The sequence below is a fragment of the Pseudoxanthomonas sp. USHLN014 genome (assembly GCF_037153335.1).
Lineage (GTDB): Bacteria > Pseudomonadota > Gammaproteobacteria > Xanthomonadales > Xanthomonadaceae > Pseudoxanthomonas_A > Pseudoxanthomonas_A winnipegensis.
In genome coordinates this window covers 267,309-289,323 of record NZ_JBBCKO010000002.1, presented here as the reverse complement: position 1 = coordinate 289,323, position 22,015 = coordinate 267,309, and the positions used below count along the sequence as shown (strand labels likewise).

General features: G+C 67.8%; 10 protein-coding genes, 1 pseudogene and 1 CRISPR repeat array. Of the genes and pseudogenes, 4 read left to right on the top strand and 7 right to left on the bottom strand.

Translation table 11 applies throughout. The annotated features are described in order from the left end of the window. Window positions 1-203: 203 nt before the first annotated feature. The 3 genes from WFQ05_RS05235 to WFQ05_RS05225 all read right to left on the bottom strand — a co-directional run bounded on the left by WFQ05_RS05235 (window position 204) and on the right by WFQ05_RS05225 (window position 8,152). A complete protein-coding gene (locus tag WFQ05_RS05235) occupies window positions 204-1,559 on the bottom strand; it encodes a Gfo/Idh/MocA family oxidoreductase (RefSeq protein ID WP_130514786.1) in 1,356 nt (451 codons plus the stop codon). Between the two features lie 209 nt (window positions 1,560-1,768). Then, a complete protein-coding gene (locus WFQ05_RS05230) occupies window positions 1,769-4,762 on the bottom strand; it encodes a TonB-dependent receptor (RefSeq protein ID WP_337052958.1) in 2,994 nt (997 codons plus the stop codon). Window positions 4,763-4,882: 120 nt separating this feature from the next. Then, window positions 4,883-8,152: a TIM-barrel domain-containing protein gene (locus WFQ05_RS05225; protein ID WP_337052957.1), complete on the bottom strand. Its 3,270-nt coding sequence runs from the start codon at window positions 8,150-8,152 to the stop codon at window positions 4,883-4,885. A 194-nt stretch (window positions 8,153-8,346) separates the two neighbouring features. On the opposite strand from WFQ05_RS05225, the gene WFQ05_RS05220 reads away from it, so the two are divergent. From WFQ05_RS05220 to WFQ05_RS05205, 4 genes and pseudogenes are all read left to right on the top strand, one after another. Further along, the gene (locus WFQ05_RS05220; RefSeq protein WP_337052956.1) at window positions 8,347-8,568 is read left to right on the top strand and encodes a hypothetical protein; all 222 of its coding nucleotides are present in this window, start codon (window positions 8,347-8,349) and stop codon (window positions 8,566-8,568) included. Continuing rightward, the gene (locus WFQ05_RS05215; protein ID WP_337052955.1) at window positions 8,559-9,725 is read left to right on the top strand and encodes an SIS domain-containing protein; all 1,167 of its coding nucleotides are present in this window, start codon (window positions 8,559-8,561) and stop codon (window positions 9,723-9,725) included. Before WFQ05_RS05220 ends, WFQ05_RS05215 begins: the two co-directional genes overlap by 10 nt. Then, window positions 9,718-10,650, top strand: a pseudogene (locus WFQ05_RS05210) (ROK family protein); the annotation flags it as partial. The gene WFQ05_RS05215 and the pseudogene WFQ05_RS05210, both read left to right, overlap by 8 nt. 105 nt (window positions 10,651-10,755) lie before the next feature. Further along, window positions 10,756-11,538 (top strand): DeoR family transcriptional regulator, encoded by a 783-nt coding sequence (locus WFQ05_RS05205; protein WP_337052954.1) that lies wholly within the window; start codon window positions 10,756-10,758, stop codon window positions 11,536-11,538. 54 nt (window positions 11,539-11,592) lie between these two features. After that, window positions 11,593-17,568: a CRISPR direct-repeat array (repeat unit 28 nt; unit sequence TTTCTGAGCTGCCTACGCGGCAGCGAAC). 129 nt (window positions 17,569-17,697) lie between these two features. Here WFQ05_RS05205 and cas6f read toward each other — a convergent pair. The 4 genes from cas6f to csy1 are packed head-to-tail and all read right to left on the bottom strand — an operon-like array spanning window position 17,698 to window position 21,683. Further along, the gene (cas6f, locus tag WFQ05_RS05200) at window positions 17,698-18,264 is read right to left on the bottom strand and encodes a type I-F CRISPR-associated endoribonuclease Cas6/Csy4 (RefSeq protein ID WP_337052953.1); all 567 of its coding nucleotides are present in this window, start codon (window positions 18,262-18,264) and stop codon (window positions 17,698-17,700) included. A 4-nt stretch (window positions 18,265-18,268) separates the two neighbouring features. Further along, complete coding sequence (csy3, locus tag WFQ05_RS05195) at window positions 18,269-19,309, bottom strand: type I-F CRISPR-associated protein Csy3 (RefSeq protein WP_337052952.1); 1,041 nt, start codon at window positions 19,307-19,309, stop codon at window positions 18,269-18,271. A gap of 26 nt (window positions 19,310-19,335) precedes the next feature. Next, complete coding sequence (gene csy2 / locus WFQ05_RS05190; RefSeq protein ID WP_337052951.1) at window positions 19,336-20,325, bottom strand: type I-F CRISPR-associated protein Csy2; 990 nt, start codon at window positions 20,323-20,325, stop codon at window positions 19,336-19,338. Next, the gene (gene csy1, locus WFQ05_RS05185) at window positions 20,322-21,683 is read right to left on the bottom strand and encodes a type I-F CRISPR-associated protein Csy1 (protein WP_337052950.1); all 1,362 of its coding nucleotides are present in this window, start codon (window positions 21,681-21,683) and stop codon (window positions 20,322-20,324) included. The genes csy2 and csy1 overlap by 4 nt, the downstream gene beginning before the upstream one ends. Window positions 21,684-22,015: the final 332 nt, after the last annotated feature.

Genomic DNA, 22,015 nt, shown 5'->3' with positions numbered 1-22,015 from the left:
CTTTCCCCATGACCCGGCCGAAACGCAGTGGAGCAAGCTCCGCTCTACAAAGAGGGCGTGCCGGATAGAGGCTGGGCAAAGTCCGCTCACGCGCCTCAATCCAATGCCCCTCGACTGATTCGTCTCTCCGGCATCGCGACGAACAGCAAAAAAACGCCGCCAGGCAGAGCCGGGCGGCGCCGGGAGGTGAAGCGTCGTGCGGGCTAGTAGCGCGCGTCGAAGGCGAAGATCGGCTTGCGCTGCTGCCACTGGCCGCGGGTGAAGTCCGGGAAGTCCAGCGTCTGGAAGCCCTGCGCGATGGACTGCTCGGACAGCGGGGTGATCGCGCTCCAGGTCACCGCATCGAAGATGTCGATCGGCATCGGCGCCTGGGCCTTGAGCGCCTCGACGAAGGCGTGCATGACGAACCAGTCCATGCCGCCATGGCCCGCGCCGGCGGCATCGCCGGCGTACTGCTTCCACAGCGGATGCTCGTACTGGTCCTGGTAGGCCTTGAAGTCCTCCCACTCGTGCGGCGGGCTGCGTCCTTCGATATGGACGCCGTGGTTGAGGTCCATCCACAGTCCCTTGGTGCCCTGCACGCGGAAGCCCAGCGAGTACGGGCGCGGCAGCGAGGTGTCGTGCTGCAGCAGGATGGTCTCGCCGTTGGCGCAGGCCAGGGTCGTGGTGACCACATCGCCCAGCTTGAAGGTGACCTTGGTGCTGGGATGCGTGGTGCCGCCGCTCTTCTCCACCGTGTAGTCGTGCAGGCCGCGCGCCTTGGTGGCGAAGGCATTGATGCGGGTGAAGCGGTTGCCGCGATTGATGCCGGTGTACATCGCGCACGGGCCGATGCCGTGGCTGGGGTAGAGATCGCCATTGCGCTCGACCGAATGCTCGGTGCGCCAGCGCGCCTCCGACCAGCCCTTCGGCCCGAACTCCACGCCGCTGTCGTAGGGGTGGGCGGGATTGCCGTCGTTGAACTTCACCCCGCGCAGGTCGTGCTGGTAGCCGCCCTGCAGGTGGATCAACTCGCCGAACAGCCCGGCGCGCACCATCTGCAGCGCCGCCATCACATCGCGGCGATAGCACACGTTCTCCAGCAGCATGTACGGCGTGCCGGTGCGCAGCTGGGTCTCCAGCACGTCCCAGTGGTCCTGCAGGGTGATGCCGGCGACCACCTCGCAGCCCACCGCCACCTTGGCCTGCATCGCGCCGATGGCCATCGGCGCGTGCCATTCCCACGGCGTGGCGATGATCACGCCGTCCAGCCCGCGCGTCTCGAGCAGGCGCTTCCACGCGTTCACGTCGCCGTCGGCGCCATACAGCTTCGGCGCCGGCTTGCCGGCCTTGGCGACCATCGCCTGGGCCTGTCCGAGCATGATCGGCTCGATGTCGCACAGCGCCACCACGTCCACATCGTCGCGGCGCAGCAGCTCGGTCAGATGCACCTGGCCGCGCATGCCCGTGCCGATCACGCCCATGCGCAGCCGCCGGCCGCGCGCCCAGGCGGGGGTGGCCGACAACAGGCTGGTGGCCGCCAGCAGGCCGCCTGCGGCGATGAAGTCTCTGCGGTTCATGGATGCGGTGTCCTCTTCATTGGAATGCGATGAGCCGGCAAGGCGCGCCGGCGCGTTGAAACGGTGCCACGTGTTGCTCGGCTTCCGCCCCTGCCTTTCGCCGTAGGCGAAGGAGAGGAGGGGAGGGGAGGGGGGCTCCACCACCACGCGCGCGGAGCCAACCCCCTCCCCACCTCCCCCTGCTTAGCAAGGGGAGGGGCACACGCCGGTCAGAACTTGTACCCCGCCTGCAGGCTGACCACCCGGCCGTAGATGCTGGCGTAGTCGCTGGAGTCGCCCAGGAAGCTGTTGGGGTCGTAGAAGGGCTTGCGGTCGAACAGGTTCTTCAGCGTCAGGCCCACGTTCCAGTGCGCGTCCGGGCGCCAGGCCACGCTGAGGTTGGCCGTCCACCACGACGGCGCGCCGTCGCACTTGCTCTTCTCCAGCGGCAGGTAGCCGGCGGTGCAGGTCTGCGCATTGTTGTCCTGCGCGTCGATGCGGTCCCAGCCCCACTTGGTGCCGTCGGTGTAGTTGAAGAACAGGCTGGTGGTGAACGCCTGGTAGGTCCAGTCGGCGTTGAGCGTGGCGCGCAGGCGCGGGTTGTTGTAGTAGCCCACGGTGTTGCCGTAGTACCAGCGGTACTCCTCGTCGATGTAGCTCTCGCTGCGGCGCGCGATGGTGGCGGCCAGGCCCAGGTTCAACTTGCCCCAGGCCCCGAGCGAGAACTGGCTGCGCGCATCGATGTCGAAGCCGTCGATCAGCGTCTTGCCCTGGTTCTTGTACTGGCCCACCACGGCGGACACGTTGCCCACGCTGTAGCCGGGCAGCGTGCCGGGGCAGGCCACGCCGGCGCTGGGGTCGGCGCACATGGCCGCCAGCTGCGCCAGGTTGGCGCGGTCGGCGTCGGTGATCGGCGAGCGGGTCATCGACAGGATGTCGGTCTGCTTGCTGTAGTCCGGCGCCACGATCTCGTTGCGGCGATAGACGAACCAGTAGTCGGCCGACACCGACAGCCAGCGCACGGGCTCGAACACGAAGCCCAGCGTGGCGATCTTGGCCTTCTCCGGCTGCAGGTTCTTGTTGGGCTGGGTCATGCGCGCCACGGTGCGGCTGCAGTCGCTGTTGAGCAGCGCATTGCCCAGGTCCACATCGCCGGCGCGCCGCGACTGCAGCAGCAGGTTGGCGATCGCGTTGGTCTCGGCGCAGCGGGTCTCGTCGCGGTAGCCGCCGAGCTGGGCGAACACGCCGCCGGCGCCGGCCTCGGCCAGGCTGGGGGCGCGGAAGCCCTCGGAGTAGGTGCCGCGCAGCATCAGCTCGGGCAGCGCCTGGTACTTCAGGCCGATCTTCGGCGCCAGGTTGGTGTCGAAGTTGGGGTACTTGTCCGCGCGCAACGCCGCGTCCAATTCCAGCTTCTCGGTCAGCGGGGCCACGGTCTCGGCGAACAGGGCATAGGTATTGCGCGCCCCGTCGAACCACGAGCCGCCCTGCTGGGTGATCAGGCCATTGGCCGCGTCCGGATTGCCCGGCGTGTAGAAGGTCTCGCGGGTGGCGTTGAAGCCGAACGCCGCGCGCATCTCGCCGGCCGGCAGCTGCGCGATCGGCCCTTCGATCTTGCCGTCCAGGGTATGCAGGCGCGTCCAGGACTGGATGTCGAAGGTCGGGAACGCCTCACGGATCAGCGCCGCGTTGGCCTCACTGATCTCACCGAACTTGTACGCCGGATGGTCGGAGATGATCACCCGCCCGGTGCCCGGGTCGACGGTGAACGGGCCGAAGGCCTTCTCGAAGCCCTTCAGGTTGACGTTGACGGTCTGGTAGGTGACCGAGTGGCTGCCGGCGGTGGCGAAGGCCGTCTCCCAGTTCCATTGCCCCAGCTGGCCGCGCAGGCCGGTGACCACGCGATAGCTCTTGTCGGTATTGCGCTGGCCGAAGTAGTCATCGCCGGCGTCCTGCAGCAGGTACTGCAGGCCGACCACGCCGCCCATCATCGCCTTCAGCGCCGGGCTGGCGTGGTTGTACTCGTTGTTCGGTCCCAGATACGGATACAGGAACTGGTTGACCGTGGTGCCGGTATTGCGCGAGAACCAGCTGGTCGGATTGCCGGTGGTGGTGTTGAACGCGCGCGGCGTGCCGCCATTGGCGCGCAGGTCGATGTCGGTGTAGGTGCCCTCGGCGAAGGCCTCGGTGGTGTCGCCGACCAGGAAGTGGCTGTTGAGGTAGACCGTGGTGCGCTCGGACTGCGCGCCGCCGTCGATCTCGTTGTTCATCCAGGTCTGCCAGATGCAGCGCGGGCCGGCCGCCTCGGTGGTGAGCACGTTGTTGCAGCCCGGCGCGGCCTCCTGCACGCGTGCGCCGGTGACCGGGTCGAAGGCGAAGTAGCTGCCCGGATTGAACTCGCCGGGCTTGCTGCCGGTGCCCAGGCGCAGGTTCTTGAGGTAATTGGGATTGTTGACGTAATACTGCGCTGGGCGCTTGTCGTAGACATCGCTCAGCGGGATCGCGTCGCGCTTGTAGTAGTTGACCGAGCCGTAGACGTTGTAGCGGTCGCGGTCCAGGTCGCCGAAGCCGCCGGTGATGCTGGCCTGGTGCTCGCCGTAGGAGTCGATGCGCGAGGAGCGGTCGGTGGTCAGGTTGATCTCGGCGCCCTGGTAGTCGCGCTTGGTGATCACGTTGATCACGCCGGCGATCGCGTCGGTGCCGTACACGGCCGAGGCACCGTCGGTGAGCACTTCCATGCGTTCGATCGCCGCGGCGGGAATCGCATCGATGTTGACGAACTGGGTCTGGAAGCCGGCCGGCGCGCCGTAATAGGACAGGCGGCGGCCGTTGAGCAGCACCAGCGTGCCCTGCGCGCCCAGGCCGCGCAGGTTGGCCTGCGAGGCGCCGTCGGAGCCTGAGAACAGCGAGCGGAAGTCCTGCTGCGCCGGCCGCGCCGCCGGCAGGTTGTCGAGCACCTGCAGCAGCGTGCGCGCGCCCATGTTCTCGATTTCCTGCTTGCTGATGACCTGCACCGGCGAGGCGGTTTCCACATCGGTGCGCTTGATGTTGGAGCCGGTGACCTGGATGCGGGCCAGGTCGGTGGCCTGCTGGTCCTTGGCCTGCTCGGCGTCCTGGTCGGTGGTGTCCTGGGCGGCGGCGGGCAGGGCGAGGGCCAGCAGCACGCTGGCCAGGGCCAGCGACAGCGGGGAACGGGAGCGGGGGCGGAACGGGCGTGCGGGCAACATCGAGGGTCTCTCCTGGCAGATAACGGCGCTTGGGTGGCGGTGCGCCGGACAAAGCGATCCCAGGGCCGCGGCCTTGCGGTCGCGGCTGGAAGGGCGGGGCAGAGCGGTGTTACGCGGGGGTCATGGGCGCAGGACGCTGGCGGTGTCGCCCTCCTGGCCGATCAGCACGGCATTGGCCCAGTCGGCGCAGACCTGGGACGGGGAGGCGCCGGTCGCACCGGTGGTGCGCAGGCTCAGGGTCGACAGGCCGCGGATGTCCAGCTCGGGCTTGACCACGCCCGGCGCCTGGACCAGCCCGCTGTCGTAGAGCAGGCGGCCGTCGCCGAACACCTGGAACTGCAGCCCACCGGCCTGACGACAGGCATCGTCGATGCCCAGGTCGGCGCGCAGCAGGCGCCACTGGCCCTTGAGCGCCAGGTCGATGCGGCTGTCGGGGCCCACGCCCAGCCCGCGGCGGAACAGCAGGCCGTTCATGCGCAGCTCGCCGCCGCGCAGCGCGCGGTCCGGCATGACCCGGCTGGCCAGCGCCGCCGGTAGCGGCAGCTCGGACAGGAAGCGCTGCTGGGCGGGGCGCTCGGGCTCGACGTGTTCGAGGATATGGAAGGTGGACAGCGTGATCGGCCCGACATCGCGCGGCTGCAGCGCATCGATGGCGCGCGCGCCGCCGCCACCTTGGGCGGCCAGCACCATCGGATCGGTGGCCGAGGCGCCATCGCCCTCCGGGTTCTGCACGCTGAGCACGCGGAAGCGCAGCAGGCGCCCGGCGTGGGCGGGGAAGTCGATGCGCTGGGTGCCCTGCGCCAGCTTGAGCGTGCCGCGCGCGACCGGCGCGCCCCACTCGCCGTTGCTGTCGGCCAGGTAGACCTCGTAGTCGCGCACCTGGCCGTGCTTCCAGTTGGCGTCGTTGCGCGGGGCCAGTTCGATGCCGTCGATCAGCTTGCGCTCGCCGAAGCCGACCACCCATTCGTGCGCGCCGGTGCGCACGGCCTGGTTGCGCACGGTGCGGAACCAGGTGCCGGGGTCGTCGTCGAAGGCGTTCTCCAGCGGCTGCCCGGGCTCCTCGGCTGGTCGGTTGACGACCAGCAGGCTGTCGGCGGGCAGCGCGCGGCCCAGCTCCGGCGCGGCCGGGTAGGCATCGTCGGCCGGCGCGGGCGCGACGGGGAAGTCCAGTTCCAGGGCCAGCGCCGTGCGGATGTCCACCGCCGCGGTGCGTACGTGCAGCGTGCCGCGGCGCTCGGCGGCGTCGAAGGACCAGCCTTCGGTCGCGCGTTCCAGCGCGGCGGCATCGGCCACTTGCGGCAGCGCGCGGCCGTCCAGCCGCACGGCGCGCGGCGCCTGCCGGCTGGACACGCGCAAGGCGTAGCGGCGCTGCGCCAGCTGGCCCTGGTACTGGCCCTGCACCGCGCCGAGCTCCACCCGCACCGGGCCGGCGCCCTGCTCCGGAGCGTGCACGACGACGTCCTGCGTGCTCGATTCGCCCTGCTGGTAGCGGCGCGTGCTGCCGTCGTCCTCGTACAGCGTGTACTGCGAGTCGCCCTGCGGATACAGGTCGAAGGTCACCTCGTCCAGCGGCTTCTGCCCGTCGAACAGCATCTCCGGATACATCGGCACGATCGCCCCGGCGCGTACGAACACCGGCAGCGTGGCCAGATCGACCTGGCGGTCCAGCTGCCGCCCCTGCGCGCCGGCCCGCACGCGGCGGCCGTCCCAGTAGTCGATCCAGGTGCCGGCCGGCAGGTGGATGTCGCGGCGCCAGCCGCGGCTGGCGGCCTGGCTGCGGTAGACCGGCGCGATCAGCAGGTCGCGGCCGAGCAGGAACTGGTGCTTGTAGGTCTCATCGTGCGCATGCGGGTCGCCGGGGAAGTCCCACATCAGCCCGCGCACCGGCGGCGCGCCGGTCTGCGCCGCCTCGTGCACCAGCCCGTACATGTACGGCGTCAGGCGCATCTTCAGCTTGAGCGCGGCGCGGTTGATGCTGCGATAGGGTTCGTCGAACCACCACGGGTGCTTGCGGTCGTTGGCCGACCAGCCGGACATGCCCATCAGCACCGGCGTGAACGCCTTCCACTGCAGGTCGCGGGTATAGGTCTCGGCGCTGCCGCCGAAGATCCCGTCCACATCGCCGGTGGCGTAGGCCAGCCCCGACAGCCCCGAGCCGATCAGCGTGGGGACATGCCAGGCGATGTAGTCCCAGCTGCCGCTCTGGTCGCCCGTCCAGGCCACCGCATAGCGCTGGATGCCGGCCCAGCCCATCACCGTCCACAGGAACGGGCGCGAATCGGAGTTGTCCAGGATGCCGTCGTAGGCCGCGCGGTTGGCATCCATGGCGAACTGATAGCCCTTGCCGGTCCAGGCCACGTCCAGCTTCTGCACCCGGCTGCCGGCGGTGCCGACCTCCCAGGCGATCTTGTCCACGCCGTTCTCGGTCCACAGCCCGGTCTTGAAGCCGTACTTGGCCAGCCCCTGCACGACCTGCGGCAGCTGGGTGTAGCCGCAGCCGTAGCCGTCGTTGGGCAGGATCCAGCCGCCGGGCATGTCGTGCGCGCGGTACTGGCGCGCCACCGTGTCGATCACGTCGGGCGTGGTGCCGGTGGGGCCGTCGTGCCAGCCGTCGGGCACGGTGCCGGGCTTCTTGGCGTTGTCGCCATCGTTGTAGCAATCGGCATCGCCGTAGGACAGCGCCCAGCGCGCCAGCAGGGTGGGCCGGCCGGTGAGCCGGGTGTAGCGCTCCACCAGCTGCGGCAGGCCGGCGCCGACGAAGTAATAGGCGTCGAAGCGGTCCTCGCGATGCAGCAGCGTGGCCTGGTCGGGCTGGCGCAGGTCGTAGTCGCCGTCGCGCCAGGTGTTGCGCAACATGCCCCAGCCGCGGTCGCTGAGCAGCATCGGTGCAGGGCTGGGCCGGTCGCCGTCCTCCCAGCCGCCGGAATAGGAGATCTCCAGCTCGCGGCCCTTGAACTGGTAGCGCCCGTTCTGCTGGCCGCCGCCGTAGAAGCCTTCGTCCGGCTGCGAGGACAGCACCTGCACGCTGCGGTCCTGGTCCAGGTCGAGCGGCTGCAGCTCCTGCCACAGCGCCACCGCCCGGCCCTGGTCCAGCCGCTCCAGGCGCAGGCGCACGGGCGCGCGCTGCACGTGCAGCACCAGCGCGTCGGTGCGCACGCGCAGCTCCTGGGCGTCTTCCTCCAGGCGCGCCTGCGCGCCGGTGGCCGGCTGCGGCAGCACGATCGGCGTCGCCTTGTCGCCGGCGCCGGTGAGCCTGCCGTCGCGCCCGGCCTGCACGCGCACGATGTCGGCGGCGACCACCTCGATGCGCATCACCCCGCCGTTGTCGGTGCGCAGCAGCCAGGCGTGCTCGCCCTGCGCGCTGACCGACCGCACGTTGCCGATCGACATGGCCCCGGCCGCACCGGAGGCCAGCAGCAGCGCTGACAGGAGGGTGGTACGCAGCGGCGATCGCGGGGCTCGGACTTGCACCTGGAAGGCTCCGTTTGCCGGTTCGACCGACGTGCGAATTGCAGTTCGCCGCCGACTGTACGGCAGTATTTCGAAAGGTGTCAACGAAATGAAAGGCAAAAGCAACTAATCGCGTGCTGAAAAGAAAGATTGGCCGGCGGGATTGTTTCGCTTCGCTGGTGCCTCCCCGCGTTGAGCCGCCCGCCGCTGGCTCGATCGATGCGCTGGAGCAGCGACGGCCTGCCCACAGCGTGGTGCATGCGATGGCGAACCTTTTCATTTTCTTTCGTTATTTGACATTTCGAAAGGAAGACGGGATGTTGCGCCGGCCCAACTGGATGCTTGCATGGACCTGATTCCGCTTTCCGATGCCCCCGCCTGGCAGCGCCTGGGAGGCGCGCACACGGCGGCCGAAATCGCCCAGCAGCCGGCGCTGTGGGAGGCGCTGGCCCGGACCCTCGCCCAGACCTGGCCGCAGCTGCAGGCCTTCCTGGGCGATGCGCTGACCGACCCGCGGCAGCGCGTGCTGTTCACCGGCGCCGGCAGCTCGGGCTTCATCGCCGAGATGGTGGCCGACACGATCAACGCGCAGTGGCCGGCCGAAGTGCGGGCCCTGCACACCACCAACCTGCTGACCCATCCGGCGCTGTACCTGCAGCGCGACCGGCCGACCCTGCTGGTGTCCTTCGGCCGCAGCGGGTCCAGCCCGGAGAGCGTGGCGGCGGTCGAACTGGTGCGCGCCAGCGTGGACCAGGCGCGCTTCCTCGACATCACCTGCAACGCCCAGGGCGAACTGGCGCGGCGCGGCGCCGGGCGGGCCGACACCTTCACCCTGCTGATGCCACCGGCCAGCTGCGATCAGGCCTTCGCCATGACCAGCAGCCTGACCTGCATGCTGCTGGCGGCGCTGGCGGTGTTCGACCGCGGCGATGTGGACACGCGCGGCGCGCGCCTGCACCAGGTGGCCGCGCTGGCGCGCCAGGGCCTGGCGCAGTGGGACGCGCCGGTGGCGGCGCTGGCCGCGCGCCCGTTCGAGCGGGTGATCTATCTGGCCAGCGGGCCGCTGGAGGCGCTGGCGCGCGAGGCCGCGCTGAAGGTGCTCGAACTCTCCGCCGGGCGCGTGCTGGCGCTGGCCAACACGCCGCTGGGCTTCCGCCACGGCCCCAAGTCCACGCTGGATGCGCGCACCCTGGTGATCGTGCTGCGCAGCGTGCAGCCGCTGGCGCGCCGCTACGAGCAGGACCTGCTGGCCGAACTGCGCCGCGACGGCGTGGCCGGCCGGGTGCTGGCGATCGGTCCGCACGCCGACATCGGGGCCGACGACGACTTCACCCTGACCGTGCCGGCGACCACGCCGGCGCTGGACGATGCGTGGCTGGCGCCGGTGTGGCTGGGCCTGGCCCAGCTCTACGCGCTGCGGCGCTCGGCGGCGCTGGGGCTGACCCCGGACAATCCCTTCCCCGACGGCACCGTCAACCGCGTCGTGCAGGGCGTCACCATCCACCATGGCTGACGCATCGCCCGCCTGCTACGGCATCGACATCGGCGGCACCAAGATCGAACTGGTGGCCTGCGATGCGGCCGCGCAGGTGCGTTGGCGCCAGCGCGTGGCCACGCCGCAGGGCGACTACGCCGGCTTCCTCGCCGCGGTCGCCGCGCTGGTGGAGCAGGCCGACGCCGCGCTGGGCCAGGCGACCAGCGCCATCGGCATCGCCCTGCCGGGCGTGCGCGAGCGCGGCAGCGGCCGCCAGCTCAGCGCCAACGTGCCGGCGCTGACCGGACAGACCGTCGCCGCCGACCTGCGCGCGCGGCTGGCGCGGCCACTGGCCTTCGGCAACGACCTGCAGTGCTTCGCCCTGTCCGAGGCCCACGGCGGCGCCGCGCAGGGCTATCCGAGCATGTTCGGCGCCATCCTCGGCACCGGCGCGGGCGGCGGCTACTGCGTGGACCGGCGGCTGATTACCGGCTTCAACGGCCTGGCCGGAGAATGGGGCCACTGGAGCGTGCCCGGCCACCTGCTGCAGCGCCATGGCCTGCCGCTGCTGCCCTGTGGCTGCGGCCTGCAGGGCTGCGTGGAGCGCTATGTCTCCGGCAGCGGCCTGGCCGCGCTGGAACGCCACCTGGGCGGTACCGCGCCCGACGCGGCCGCGGTGATCGCGCTGGCCGAGGCGGGTGATGCGCGTGCCCGCCAGGCGCTGGAGATCCATCGCGATCTGCTCGGCCACAGCCTGGCCGCGCTGGTGCTGGCCCTGGACCCGCACGTGATCGTGCTGGGCGGCGGGCTGTCGCAGTACGCACCGCTGTATGCGCAGCTGCCCGGTGCGGTGGCCGCGCACCTGTTCGCCGGCGCGCAGGTGCCGCCGATCGTGCCGCCGCGCTTCGGCGATGCCGGCGGCGCGCGCGGCGCGGCCCTGCTGGCCTGCCAGCCGGGCCTGTCCTCGAGTCCCCAGGAGCACGCCATGTCCTCGTCGCAGTCCTCGCTTCCCGGTCGTCGCCCCGGCGACGCGTCCGGCTAAGCTGCCGAACCCTCCCGGCACCCCGCGATGGCCACGCGCAACACCCGCTCCCGCCGCCAGCAGATCCTGCAGGCCCTGATCGAGCAGGGCGGCGTGCAGGTGGGCGCGCTGGTCGAGCGCTTCGGCGTCTCGGCGGTGACCATCCGCGCCGACCTCAATCACTTCCAGGCCCAGGGGCTGGCCACGCGCACGCACGGCGGCGCCAGCCTGGTGCGCACGCCGCCGCAGGAGCGCGACATCCATGAGAAGGACACGCTCAACCTGCCGCTGAAGGATTCCATCGGCCTGCGCGCCGCGCAGCTGGTCAGGCCCGGCGACAACATCATCATCGACTCCGGCTCGACCACCATGACCCTGGCGCGCCACCTGCACGGCCATCGCGACGTGTCGGTGATGACCAACGGCCTGAACATCGCCTGGGAGCTGGCCACCGCGCCCGGCGTCAACGTGCTGCTCTCCGGCGGCCAGCTGCGCAAGCAGTCGCTGTCGCTGCAGGGCAACCAGGCCGAGCTGAGCCTCAACGCCTACAGCTTCGACACCCTGTTCCTCGGCGTGGACGGCCTGGACCTGCAGTTCGGCCTGACCACCCACGACGCCTCCGAGGCCCGCCTCAACCAGCGCATGGTCGAACATGCCCGCCGCGTGGTCGTGCTGACCGACGCCTCCAAGTTCGGCAAGGTCAGCCTGCACCGCATCGCCAAGCTGGAGCAGGTGCAGACCATCATCACCGACGCCGGCATCGACGCCGCCACGCGCGAGGGGCTGCAGCGGATGGGGGTTGAGGTGATCATTGCCGAGCCGGCGGGGTGAGAGGGCTGGGGTAACGGACCTTCTCTTGGGCCGCCGTGCTGTCGGTCTGGTTGATTTCCTGAGCTGCCTACGCGGCAGCGAACGTCAGGACCTCCCTCACCCGGCCGGCGAAGTTTTTCTGAGCTGCCTACGCGGCAGCGAACTCGGAAGTCGGCCACGCTGGGCCGCTCCACATTTTATGAGCTGCCTACGCGGCAGCGAACTCGCCTGGCGCCATGCGCGCACCGAGCGCGTCTTTCTGAGCTGCCTACGCGGCAGCGAACCAACACGGCGGCCAGAGACAGCTATGCGACGCTTTCTGAGCTGCTTACGCGGCAACGAACTGTCGCAGACCGCGGGCGCGCCCTTGATCCACTTTCTGAGCTGCCTACGTGGCAGCGAACCGGAGCCCAGCCATGACCGCACCTGTCGCTGTTTTCTGAGCTGCCTACGCGGCAGCGAACTTCACCCCCGCCTCCCTGCAGTCGTCGAGATATTTCTGAGCTGCCTACGCGGCAGCGAACATCGGCGAGAAGCGGCCGCAGGCGTTCACCGTTTTCTGAGCTGCCTACGCGGCAGCGAACTACAGCGAGCCCAGGCTGCGCGAGGTGTGCGATTTCTGAGCTGCCTACGCGGCAGCGAACGTCGGGTAGGACAGATCGTTGCCGCCTCCGGTTTTCTGAGCTGCCTACGCGGCAGCGAACGGGTATAGGTGCCGGCACAGGCGCCGCCGGCTTTTCTGAGCTGCCTACGCGGCAGCGAACGCACCAAATCCTCGTTACCCTTCTGGATCTCGTTTCTGAGCTGCCTACGCGGCAGCGAACCTCTCCGAGCGAGGCGCGGCGTTCGCCACCAGTTTCTGAGCTGCCTACGCGGCAGCGAACTGCGGCAGTGATCTGCACGGGAGTTTCCTCAATTTCTGAGCTGCCTACGCGGCAGCGAACCCGGTGTGGTCGGCGTGGCCGGCCTCCTTCTCTTTCTGAGCTGCCTACGCGGCAGCGAACACGGTCACGGCGGGCTCCATTTCCATGGGTTTTTTCTGAGCTGCCTACGCGGCAGCGAACTGAGTGAACCTCCACCGCGACAACTACATGGATTTCTGAGCTGCCTACGCGGCAGCGAACAGTGATCGCCAGCGCGCCAAGGCCATCGGGCGTTTCTGAGCTGCCTACGCGGCAGCGAACATGGTCTGGGGCCTGGTGCCGCCATGGTCGAATTTCTGAGCTGCCTACGCGGCAGCGAACCCTGGAATGCGGCGGAAGGGATGCGCGCTGTTTTTCTGAGCTGCCTACGCGGCAGCGAACGGCGGGTGTGCTATCAGCGCCGGACGGCACATTTTCTGAGCTGCCTACGCGGCAGCGAACGTGCGATCAAGACCGCCGAGCGCCCGGTGGCCTTTCTGAGCTGCCTACGCGGCAGCGAACATGCGGCCCAGCCGCTGATGACCTGGTCGGTGTTTCTGAGCTGCCTACGCGGCAGCGAACTCGCTGCCGGCCTTGGCCCGCAGGTCGTTGAATTTCTGAGCTGCCTACGCGGCAGCGAACCCATCGCCGCCCAGGCCGGGGAGGTGGGGAACTTTCTGAGCTGCCTACGCGGCAGCGAACCTGGGGATGTAGCGGTGGACTGTCCGTTGCGCTTTCTGAGCTGCCTACGCGGCAGCGAACATGCAGCCTCTTTCCGGAGCGCATCGGCGAACTTTTCTGAGCTGCCTACGCGGCAGCGAACCCTCGCGCGTGTCGGCCACGGCCATGCGCTCATTTCTGAGCTGCCTACGCGGCAGCGAACCACGTCCCGTCGATCAGCCAGCCCTTGCGGATTTTCTGAGCTGCCTACGCGGCAGCGAACAGGACTGGGCGAAGCTCTCGGCTGGCATCGGTTTTCTGAGCTGCCTACGCGGCAGCGAACTTCGCTACATCGACACCGGCGCTGTGTTCGGTTTTCTGAGCTGCCTACGCGGCAGCGAACGAACGTTCCCTAGGCTTATCGGCCGCTTCAGATTTCTGAGCTGCCTACGCGGCAGCGAACCCGCGGGCCAGACTCGGTTGCTGCCCTGTCATTTTCTGAGCTGCCTACGCGGCAGCGAACCCCTCCGCCCACCTCGCCGATCAGCCGGACATTTTCTGAGCTGCCTACGCGGCAGCGAACCTCAGCACGTTGCATGGCGCTCTCTGCGGTGGTTTCTGAGCTGCCTACGCGGCAGCGAACTGTGGGCGATTGCCCGAAATGATTGATTGAGCTTTCTGAGCTGCCTACGCGGCAGCGAACTGCCAGTACTGCGGCAAATTCATGCCCTTGGACTTTCTGAGCTGCCTACGCGGCAGCGAACAGCCTCCGCAAGAGAGCAGCCGCCCTTTGTGTTTTCTGAGCTGCCTACGCGGCAGCGAAATGCGTCAGAAGTTCGAGCAGGGCTTCCGCGGTTTTCTGAGGTGCCTACGCGGCAGCGAACGCGCCTCGACCGCCGCTATCAGTTTTTTTCCATTTCTGAGCTGCCTACGCGGCAGCGAAGGAAGAGGCGCGCATTCAGCGCAAGCGACAGGATTTCTGAGCTGCCTACGCGGCAGCGAACGGTTTCGTCCTCGACGAACAGGACGCGGGCCATTTCTGAGCTGCCTACGCGGCAGCGAACATGTCCACCCGCACAGGCGGCTGGATCAGGGATTTCTGAGCTGCCTACGCGGCAGCGAACCCTCACCGCGCCGTCGTCGCCCTCCGGCGTCATTTCTGAGCTGCCTACGCGGCAGCGAACCTGCTGGCCGTCCTCGGAGAGCCGCCCCAGATTTTCTGAGCTGCCTACGCGGCAGCGAACGCTAACGGCGAGTGGCTGGAACACGAGGGCAATTTCTGAGCTGCCTACGCGGCAGCGAACGTCATTGAGCAGGCAAGACCACGATTGATCGTTTTCTGAGCTGCCTACGCGGCAGCGAACACGCCGATGCTGATGCGCTGATCGCGCACCTATTTCTGAGCTGCCTACGCGGCAGCGAACCTAGGCAAGTCGATCACGCTGGACCGGCTGGATTTCTGAGCTGCCTACGCGGCAGCGAACCGACATACCACGCCCCGCCGATCTTCCTGCCGTTTCTGAGCTGCCTACGCGGCGGCGAACGCTTTGCCGATCGGGTAGAAGTCCAGCTCTGGTTTCTGAGCTGCCTACGCGGCAGCGAACAACTTCGGGTTCTCGCTGCCAGTGCTGCTTATTTTCTGAGCTGCCTACGCGGCAGCGAACCTCGCCCGGGCGCCAGGATGCGCGGTAGGTCATTTCTGAGCTGCCTACGCGGCAGCGAACCGCCAGTTCGGCGCCAGCACCACCGGAACCACTTTCTGAGCTGCCTACGCGGCAGCGAACACTGGAGATCGAATGGGCCTGCAGCTCGATCATTTCTGAGCTGCCTACGCGGCAGCGAACTACTTGTACCCGTCCCGATTGGGGTACAGGTTTTTCTGAGCTGCCTACGCGGCAGCGAACGGCGAGGACGATGCGTCCTTCGCGCTGGACATTTTCTGAGCTGCCTACGCGGCAGCGAACGACGACTTCGCCGACGACGACATCCCCTTCTATTTCTGAGCTGCCTACGCGGCAGCGAACTCGCCACCACCTCGCGGCGCAAGGATCGCGATTTTCTGAGCTGCCTACGCGGCAGCGAACCACCGTCACGATGACGGGCACGAAGTCTTCATTTTCTGAGCTGCCTACGCGGCAGCGAACATGGTGACAACAATCGCGCCTATGCCGAGTTTTTTCTGAGCTGCCTACGCGGCAGCGAACCCGTTCGCTTCATAGGTGCGCCAGTTGCCGTTTTTCTGAGCTGCCTACGCGGCAGCGAACCCGAACCGGAACTGCGCGTCAGGCCCCTGCATTTTCTGAGCTGCCTACGCGGCAGCGAACGGACACCTTGGCCTTTTCCGCGACCATCTTGCGTTTCTGAGCTGCCTACGCGGCAGCGAACGAGGTCACCGTCGAGGCGATACAACATCTGGCTTTCTGAGCTGCCTACGCGGCAGCGAACTGCGCAGCACTATCGCGCTGACCTTTCCGCCCTTTCTGAGCTGCCTACGCGGCAGCGAACAGATCTTCCTCGGCTTCGCGCAGTTTCTTGGTTTTCTGAGCTGCCTACGCGGCAGCGAACCAGACGAGCGCGCGGTGTACGAGGCCCTGGCTTTTCTGAGCTGCCTACGCGGCAGCGAACACCATCCCCGACAGGCGGGCGCGGCAGGTGTTTTTCTGAGCTGCCTACGCGGCAGCGAACGGCGCGACGCAACTTCCCGTCTTTCTGTCAAATTTCTGAGCTGCCTACGCGGCAGCGAACGCCAATGGCGGCGAAAGCCAGGCACAGATGCATTTTCTGAGCTGCCTACGCGGCAGCGAACACAGCAAGTGCGAGGACGCGCTGATGCTGGACTTTCTGAGCTGCCTACGCGGCAGCGAACTCGGCGGAGTAGTTCAGGTTCTCACGCGTCCTTTTCTGAGCTGCCTACGCGGCAGCGAACAGCGTGGTCACGCTGCGCCGGTGGCGCCACCATTTCTGAGCTGCCTACGCGGCAGCGAACTCGAAGGGGATGCCGAACTGCCCGGCCAGGTCATTTCTGAGCTGCCTACGCGGCAGCGAACCAAGGGCAACGGCTCGTCCTGGGACTTGATGCATTTCTGAGCTGCCTACGCGGCAGCGAACTCGAAGCCTGGCCCATGTGCTCACCCGAACTTTTTCTGAGCTGCCTACGCGGCAGCGAACCGACCGAATACGCCAGCGGCCGCGCCTACGAGTTTCTGAGCTGCCTACGCGGCAGCGAACGCAGCGATTGCCGCGCTGAACTGGCCCTTCTTTTTCTGAGCTGCCTACGCGGCAGCGAACGACGTGCCAGCCCTCCCGGATGAACCCGGCAATTTCTGAGCTGCCTACGCGGCAGCGAACACACTTCATTCACGGACATGGGCCTTCTCTCGTTTCTGAGCTGCCTACGCGGCAGCGAACCGAACTACGATCACACGTCGATCACCTTGGAATTTCTGAGCTGCCTACGCGGCAGCGAACCAAGCGGCGATCGCCGGGATCCGGGCCTGGCATTTCTGAGCTGCCTACGCGGCAGCGAACGTTGAACCGGTGCTGGGCGATGCGCAGGATGCGTTTCTGAGCTGCCTACGCGGCAGCGAACGAACGCATCGAGGAGATGCACGCCGCGCTGATTTTCTGAGCTGCCTACGCGGCAGCGAACGAACTGCTGCGGGAAGAGCTGGCGACAATGCTTTTCTGAGCTGCCTACGCGGCAGCGAACGGGCAACCGGTTGTAGATCCGCTCGAAGGTGCTTTCTGAGCTGCCTACGCGGCAGCGAACTTGCGATCGCGGCGATAGCCGTCGGGGATGTTTTTCTGAGCTGCCTACGCGGCAGCGAACTTCAGTCCGGGCGCACTGCAAGTGAGGCGAAGTTTCTGAGCTGCCTACGCGGCAGCGAACGGCTTCTCGGGCGGTGTGCTCCCAGGCCTCGTTTTCTGAGCTGCCTACGCGGCAGCGAACCTCGGCCGGGCCAGTGGACGCGACGGGTGCCATTTCTGAGCTGCCTACGCGGCAGCGAACTCGACAGCGAGCACTATTTCACTGCTGCGGACTTTCTGAGCTGCCTACGCGGCAGCGAACGAGGGCGGCATCCAAGTCGCGACGAGCTGCATTTTCTGAGCTGCCTACGCGGCAGCGAACCAGGTGATCGCCGCGCGCGCGTCAGGCGTGCCTTTCTGAGCTGCCTACGCGGCAGCGAACGCGGCTTTCCTCCATGCGGTCGGCCATGGTCATTTCTGAGCTGCCTACGCGGCAGCGAACACCACGGCTCCTTCCGAAGCCCTTCCAGGGCATTTCTGAGCTGCCTACGCGGCAGCGAACGGTCGAGACTTCGGTCGCATCCACCCACTTGATTTCTGAGCTGCCTACGCGGCAGCGAACGGCTTCCACGTCCAGGATCATCTGGTTGAACGTTTCTGAGCTGCCTACGCGGCAGCGAACGTCCGCGGTGCCGCTGCGAGCTGCCTCGATCATTTCTGAGCTGCCTACGCGGCAGCGAACTAGATACTTCTTTTCCTAAACCCCTGAATTCCCAAAGAATAGCCGCACAAAAAGGCCACGCCCCCTTTCCAGGAGTCGTGGCCAAGTGATTGATTTTCAAAGAGCCTCCGCCTGCCGCGGAGAAAAGGGTCAGAACCAGGGCACGGTCGCGATGCTGCTCAGGCCGTGGCTGTTGAAGGGGCCTGGCGATGGCTGCTCGCGCAGCGGCCCGCGGGCGAGGAACAGGCAGAACGGCTGGGCGGTACTGCTGCTGCGCAGATGCACATAGGGCAGGTCGGGTTGCCGTTGGACACTTTCGGGAATTGCATGGGCCGCCTGCTCGGCGGTCTCGCCCTTGCGCTGCATGCGGCGACGTCGCAGACGGTCCACGCTGGTCTTGAACTGCCGTCGCTGCAGGGTGCGATGCTCGGCGTGCGGAGGGACGGGTGCCAGTTCGCCGATGCGGACGTGGTCACGCACGCCACCCAGCCAGGCGGTGTCCATCAGTTCGCGCAGGGCCTCGGCGGCCCCATGCAGGCGCAGGACCGGTCCTAGCGCGCGTGGGTTGAGGCTGTAGTGGGGAAAGCTGACGCCGATGTCGTCGCGGCGGTGCCGGACCAGGGCCAGATGCAGGCGGTCGTACAGCGCGCCCAGCAGCTGCGCCGGCCCGGTCTCCGGGTCGGGCAGCACGCGCAGGTCGATGAAGTGGGTGGTCATGGCCTCAACCCGCCTCGCCGAAGACGCCGCCGCGCACCAGCGTGGCGATCACGAAGTGCTGCTGCTCGACCGGCGGCGCCTTGTCCTTGAGCACCCAGGCATCCAGCAAGGTGTAGAAGTCCTGTTTCTCCTTGGGCTGTCGGTACGCCTTGCCCTGGGTCGTGACCGAGCCATACGGTTCCACGGCGATGGCGCCGTTCTCATCGGCGCTCGGATACCAGGTATCGATGGTGCGCAGCGCATTGCCGATCTTCTGCGAGTGGATGGCGGCTGCGGCGTCCTTGTCGTCTCCGATTTTGTACAAGGTCTTGCTCTTGTCGCCGCGCCCGCGGTCGAGGATCAGCTCCTGCGAAGGAAACACCTCCTGGCCATGACCCAGGCGGACGAAGGCGGTGACGCGCAACAGCGCGTGGGCTGTACCGGCAAGGCCGGCTTCGATCACCGCGGCCAGCGCGCTCACGGATGCGGCCTGCGCCGGCGGCGGCGCCAGCGTCGGCATGGCATGGGCCAGCGCATCGAAGCGCCACTCGGCGACCGGAAGTCCGTCCTGCAGATGGGCCACGTGGACCTCGGCCTGCTCGGCGCCGATGCGATTGCGCCAGAGGAAACGCCCGTTGGCGAGGTTGGCGGCGTAGCGCCGCGCCAGCTCGCCCAGGCCGTGTTCGCGGACGTAGCCGGCCACGGTGTCCAGCAGCTTGCGGCGGTAGCCGGCGTCGTTGCAGGCGGACGGGTCGCCAACGCCGCTGAGGATGCGCAGGGTGAACTGCACCTTCAGCGTGTCGGCATCGGCGGGCAGCGCGGCCACGTCCACGGTCTGCAGGTTGGGGCTCTGGATGGCCGCGTCCAGCTTGGCCGGATCCTGGCCGCTGGTCTTGAGGCGGTTGGAGATGGTGCCGCGCACGGATTTCTCGCGAACCAGGACCGGCTGCCAGTCGGCGTCGTCGTTGCGCTGGTCCCAGGGGCCGGCGAAGAGCAGGGCATCGGACGGGTCGAGCTTGCGCTCGAAGGCGAGGACGGAGGCGGTCTTGAGGGCTTCGGTTGCCATGATGGAATTCCTTGTCGTGATGGGCGTCAAGCGGAGAGCGGATCGGCCGTGGAGCCGGCAGGGCGGTAGTCGTTGCGGCAGCGATACAGGCCGTCGTCGGGGCGGCTGTCGGCGTACCAGAGCAGGTGGTGCGGGGCCTGCAGGCGGTGGGTGCCGATCCACTCGCCCAGGGAGTACAGGCTTTCGACGAAGCGGAACGGCGTGGCGGCATCGCGGGCGTGGGCCACGCTGCCCGCAGCGTGCACCGGGCCGAGCGCGCCGTAGCCCACCGGGATCGGCACGATCCAGCCGCTGCCCTTCCTGCGGTCACTGACCCAGCGGCCCTTGTTGTGGTCCGCCTGTGGGTCGTGACGCCAGTGGAGGCGTGAGAACGACAGCCATGCCTCCAGGTGCGTGGTCTCGGGCGCCGACGCGCGCAGCTGGGACAGGCGCGCGGCGAGCAGGTCGTCGCGTGCGACCAGTGCCGAGCCGGGCAGCAGCCGCAGGCAGACCTCGCGGAACGACTTGCGCCGATCCTCCTCGCTGCCGGTAAGGTCGGCCAGCCAGGGGCGCTGGCGCCACGCAATGGCATGAGCGGGCGCCAGCACGCTGCCGCCGGCCACACGCATGCCGGCCAGCAGATCGGCGATGCGCGAGACATCGTGCGCCTGCGTCTGCGCGTCCCAGTGCTCGGCATGGACCGCCAGGACCAGGCTCAGGTCGAGGTGGATGCGGCCCTCCTCGACGATGGCGGCGGTGCTGCCGTCCTTGTCCACCGGGTTGCGGGTCAGGCGGAAGGATTTGACGAAGCCGCCCTCGGTCACCTGTTCCTGCCAGCCGTGGCTGACCACGCCGACGGCGTTGAACTCCAGCGCCAGCCCTGCCTGGCGTGCCTTGCGCTCCAGTGCCCACATCAGGCCCAGGAAGGCCGTCATGGAGGGAAAACCGTGGGTCAGCGAGCTGGAGATGGCATTGGCGTTCTGCACACGCACGTGCGGCAGCACCAGCAGATGGGTGAAGCGGGGCAGGGCGCTCATGCCGCACCCCGGTTGGCGCGGCGCTGCATGGGCACCGGCCAGGCGACATCGAGGACCGCCTGCCTGGCCCAATGGCGCATCTCCGGCTCGTTAAGCCCGGCCAAGGCGTCGCCGCCGCGCTTGCGTAGCTGGCCGTTGAGCCACAGTCCGAAGCGGGTCGCCAGCTCGTCGGGCCAGTCGCCCCAGTCGTAGTTGCGACGGAAGGCTTCGTCCTGCGTGGTCCACTCCGGATGCTGCGGATCCTGGCGGATGTCCAGGTCGTACCGTCCCGGGTCGAGCCATAGCTGTTCGCAGTCGGGCAGCTTGCATTCCGCCTCGCGCGACCAGCCCGGCGCGTAGCCGCCGCGGATCGTTGCGCCGAACATGCCCAGTTCGTCGGCGATCGCCTGGGCCAGGGTGTCGCGCTGCGCTTGGGTGTCCGCCACAGGATCGGGATTGGTCTTGAGGAAGTCGGCCAGTGCGTATACCAGCTCGCGCACCCCGCCGAACCGGAGCAGCTCATCGAAGGCGGAATCGCGCTTGAACAGATTGGTGCTGCGCGACGCCCATGCGGGTGGTGGCAAGGACGACAGCAGGTAGTTCACGCCGCCCCGTTCACTGTTGAGCTGGGAAATGTTTTGCGGCTTGGTGCCGCCCAGCTTGCGCACGACCAGGCCGCGATAGTCGCGATAGACGGTCTCTGAGGGCGCGCCGGCGCGGAAGGCCTGGCGCGCGGCCGTGTTGGCCTCGCCGAAGCGCGCGTCCTGGATCTCGGTATGCACCGCATGTACCAGCATGCTGGAGAACATCGGCTGCAGCAGATGATAGCCGCCGTCGTCCAGCGGATCATCGCCGACCAGCCAGTAGACCTGTTTGGCCATCGGGTGCGAGGCCGGCCGCTGGTCCTCGCGCAGCAGCGAGGCGAAGGCCTGCATCCAGCCCGCCGCCTGCGCGGCGTCGTCGGACAGGGCGGCCAGCAGATCGGCGTCGCCGGCCTGCATCCAGTCCAGCAGGCGCTGGCCTTCGACTTCGATCTTGAGGAACTTGAACACGTCCAGCGCCGCGGCGTTTCCGACCACGTCCTCGGCATAGTCCTTGCCCAGCACATGGCTGCCGATCTCGGCGTGCGCCGGCAGGCCGCCCGGCGCAACGTGCAGGCTGCTGCCGCGCGCGTCCGGATGGGTGGCCTTGAGCACGTGGGTGACCGCCTGGATCTGCCCCACCCGGCGCGCGGCATCGGCGAGCCAGGTGGCGTAGTCGTACTTGGACGCGGCCCCGGCTGCGTCCTCCTGTCCCTTCAGCTTGGCCGCGCGGCGGGTCTCGATGAAGGCGGCGATGGCCTCATAAAATGCTTCGGCTCTTCCGGTTAGTTCAGGCATTCCTCTCCCCTCATTGCTCCATTCCTTGGTCGAATAACTAGCGCGTCGCTGTCTCACAACACGAGATAGCGAAGAGAAACCTCCGTTAGAAATGCTTAGAATGCAAGCATTGCAGCTACTTCGGTAAGGTTTCCATTTTCATTACGACGATCCGCAAGCTCGGAAATGATTTGAAGTCGCGCTTACGCCCACGTGCGGAAGTTGCCGTGCCGGAGACGCCCGCCTGGGATGACTCTGGGGCCGCGTTGTATGCAGTGATTCGTGGTCGAGTCGAGCCACTAGGCGGCATCGAACTCGAGTTGCCGGCACGCGAGTGCGCACGCGCGCGACAG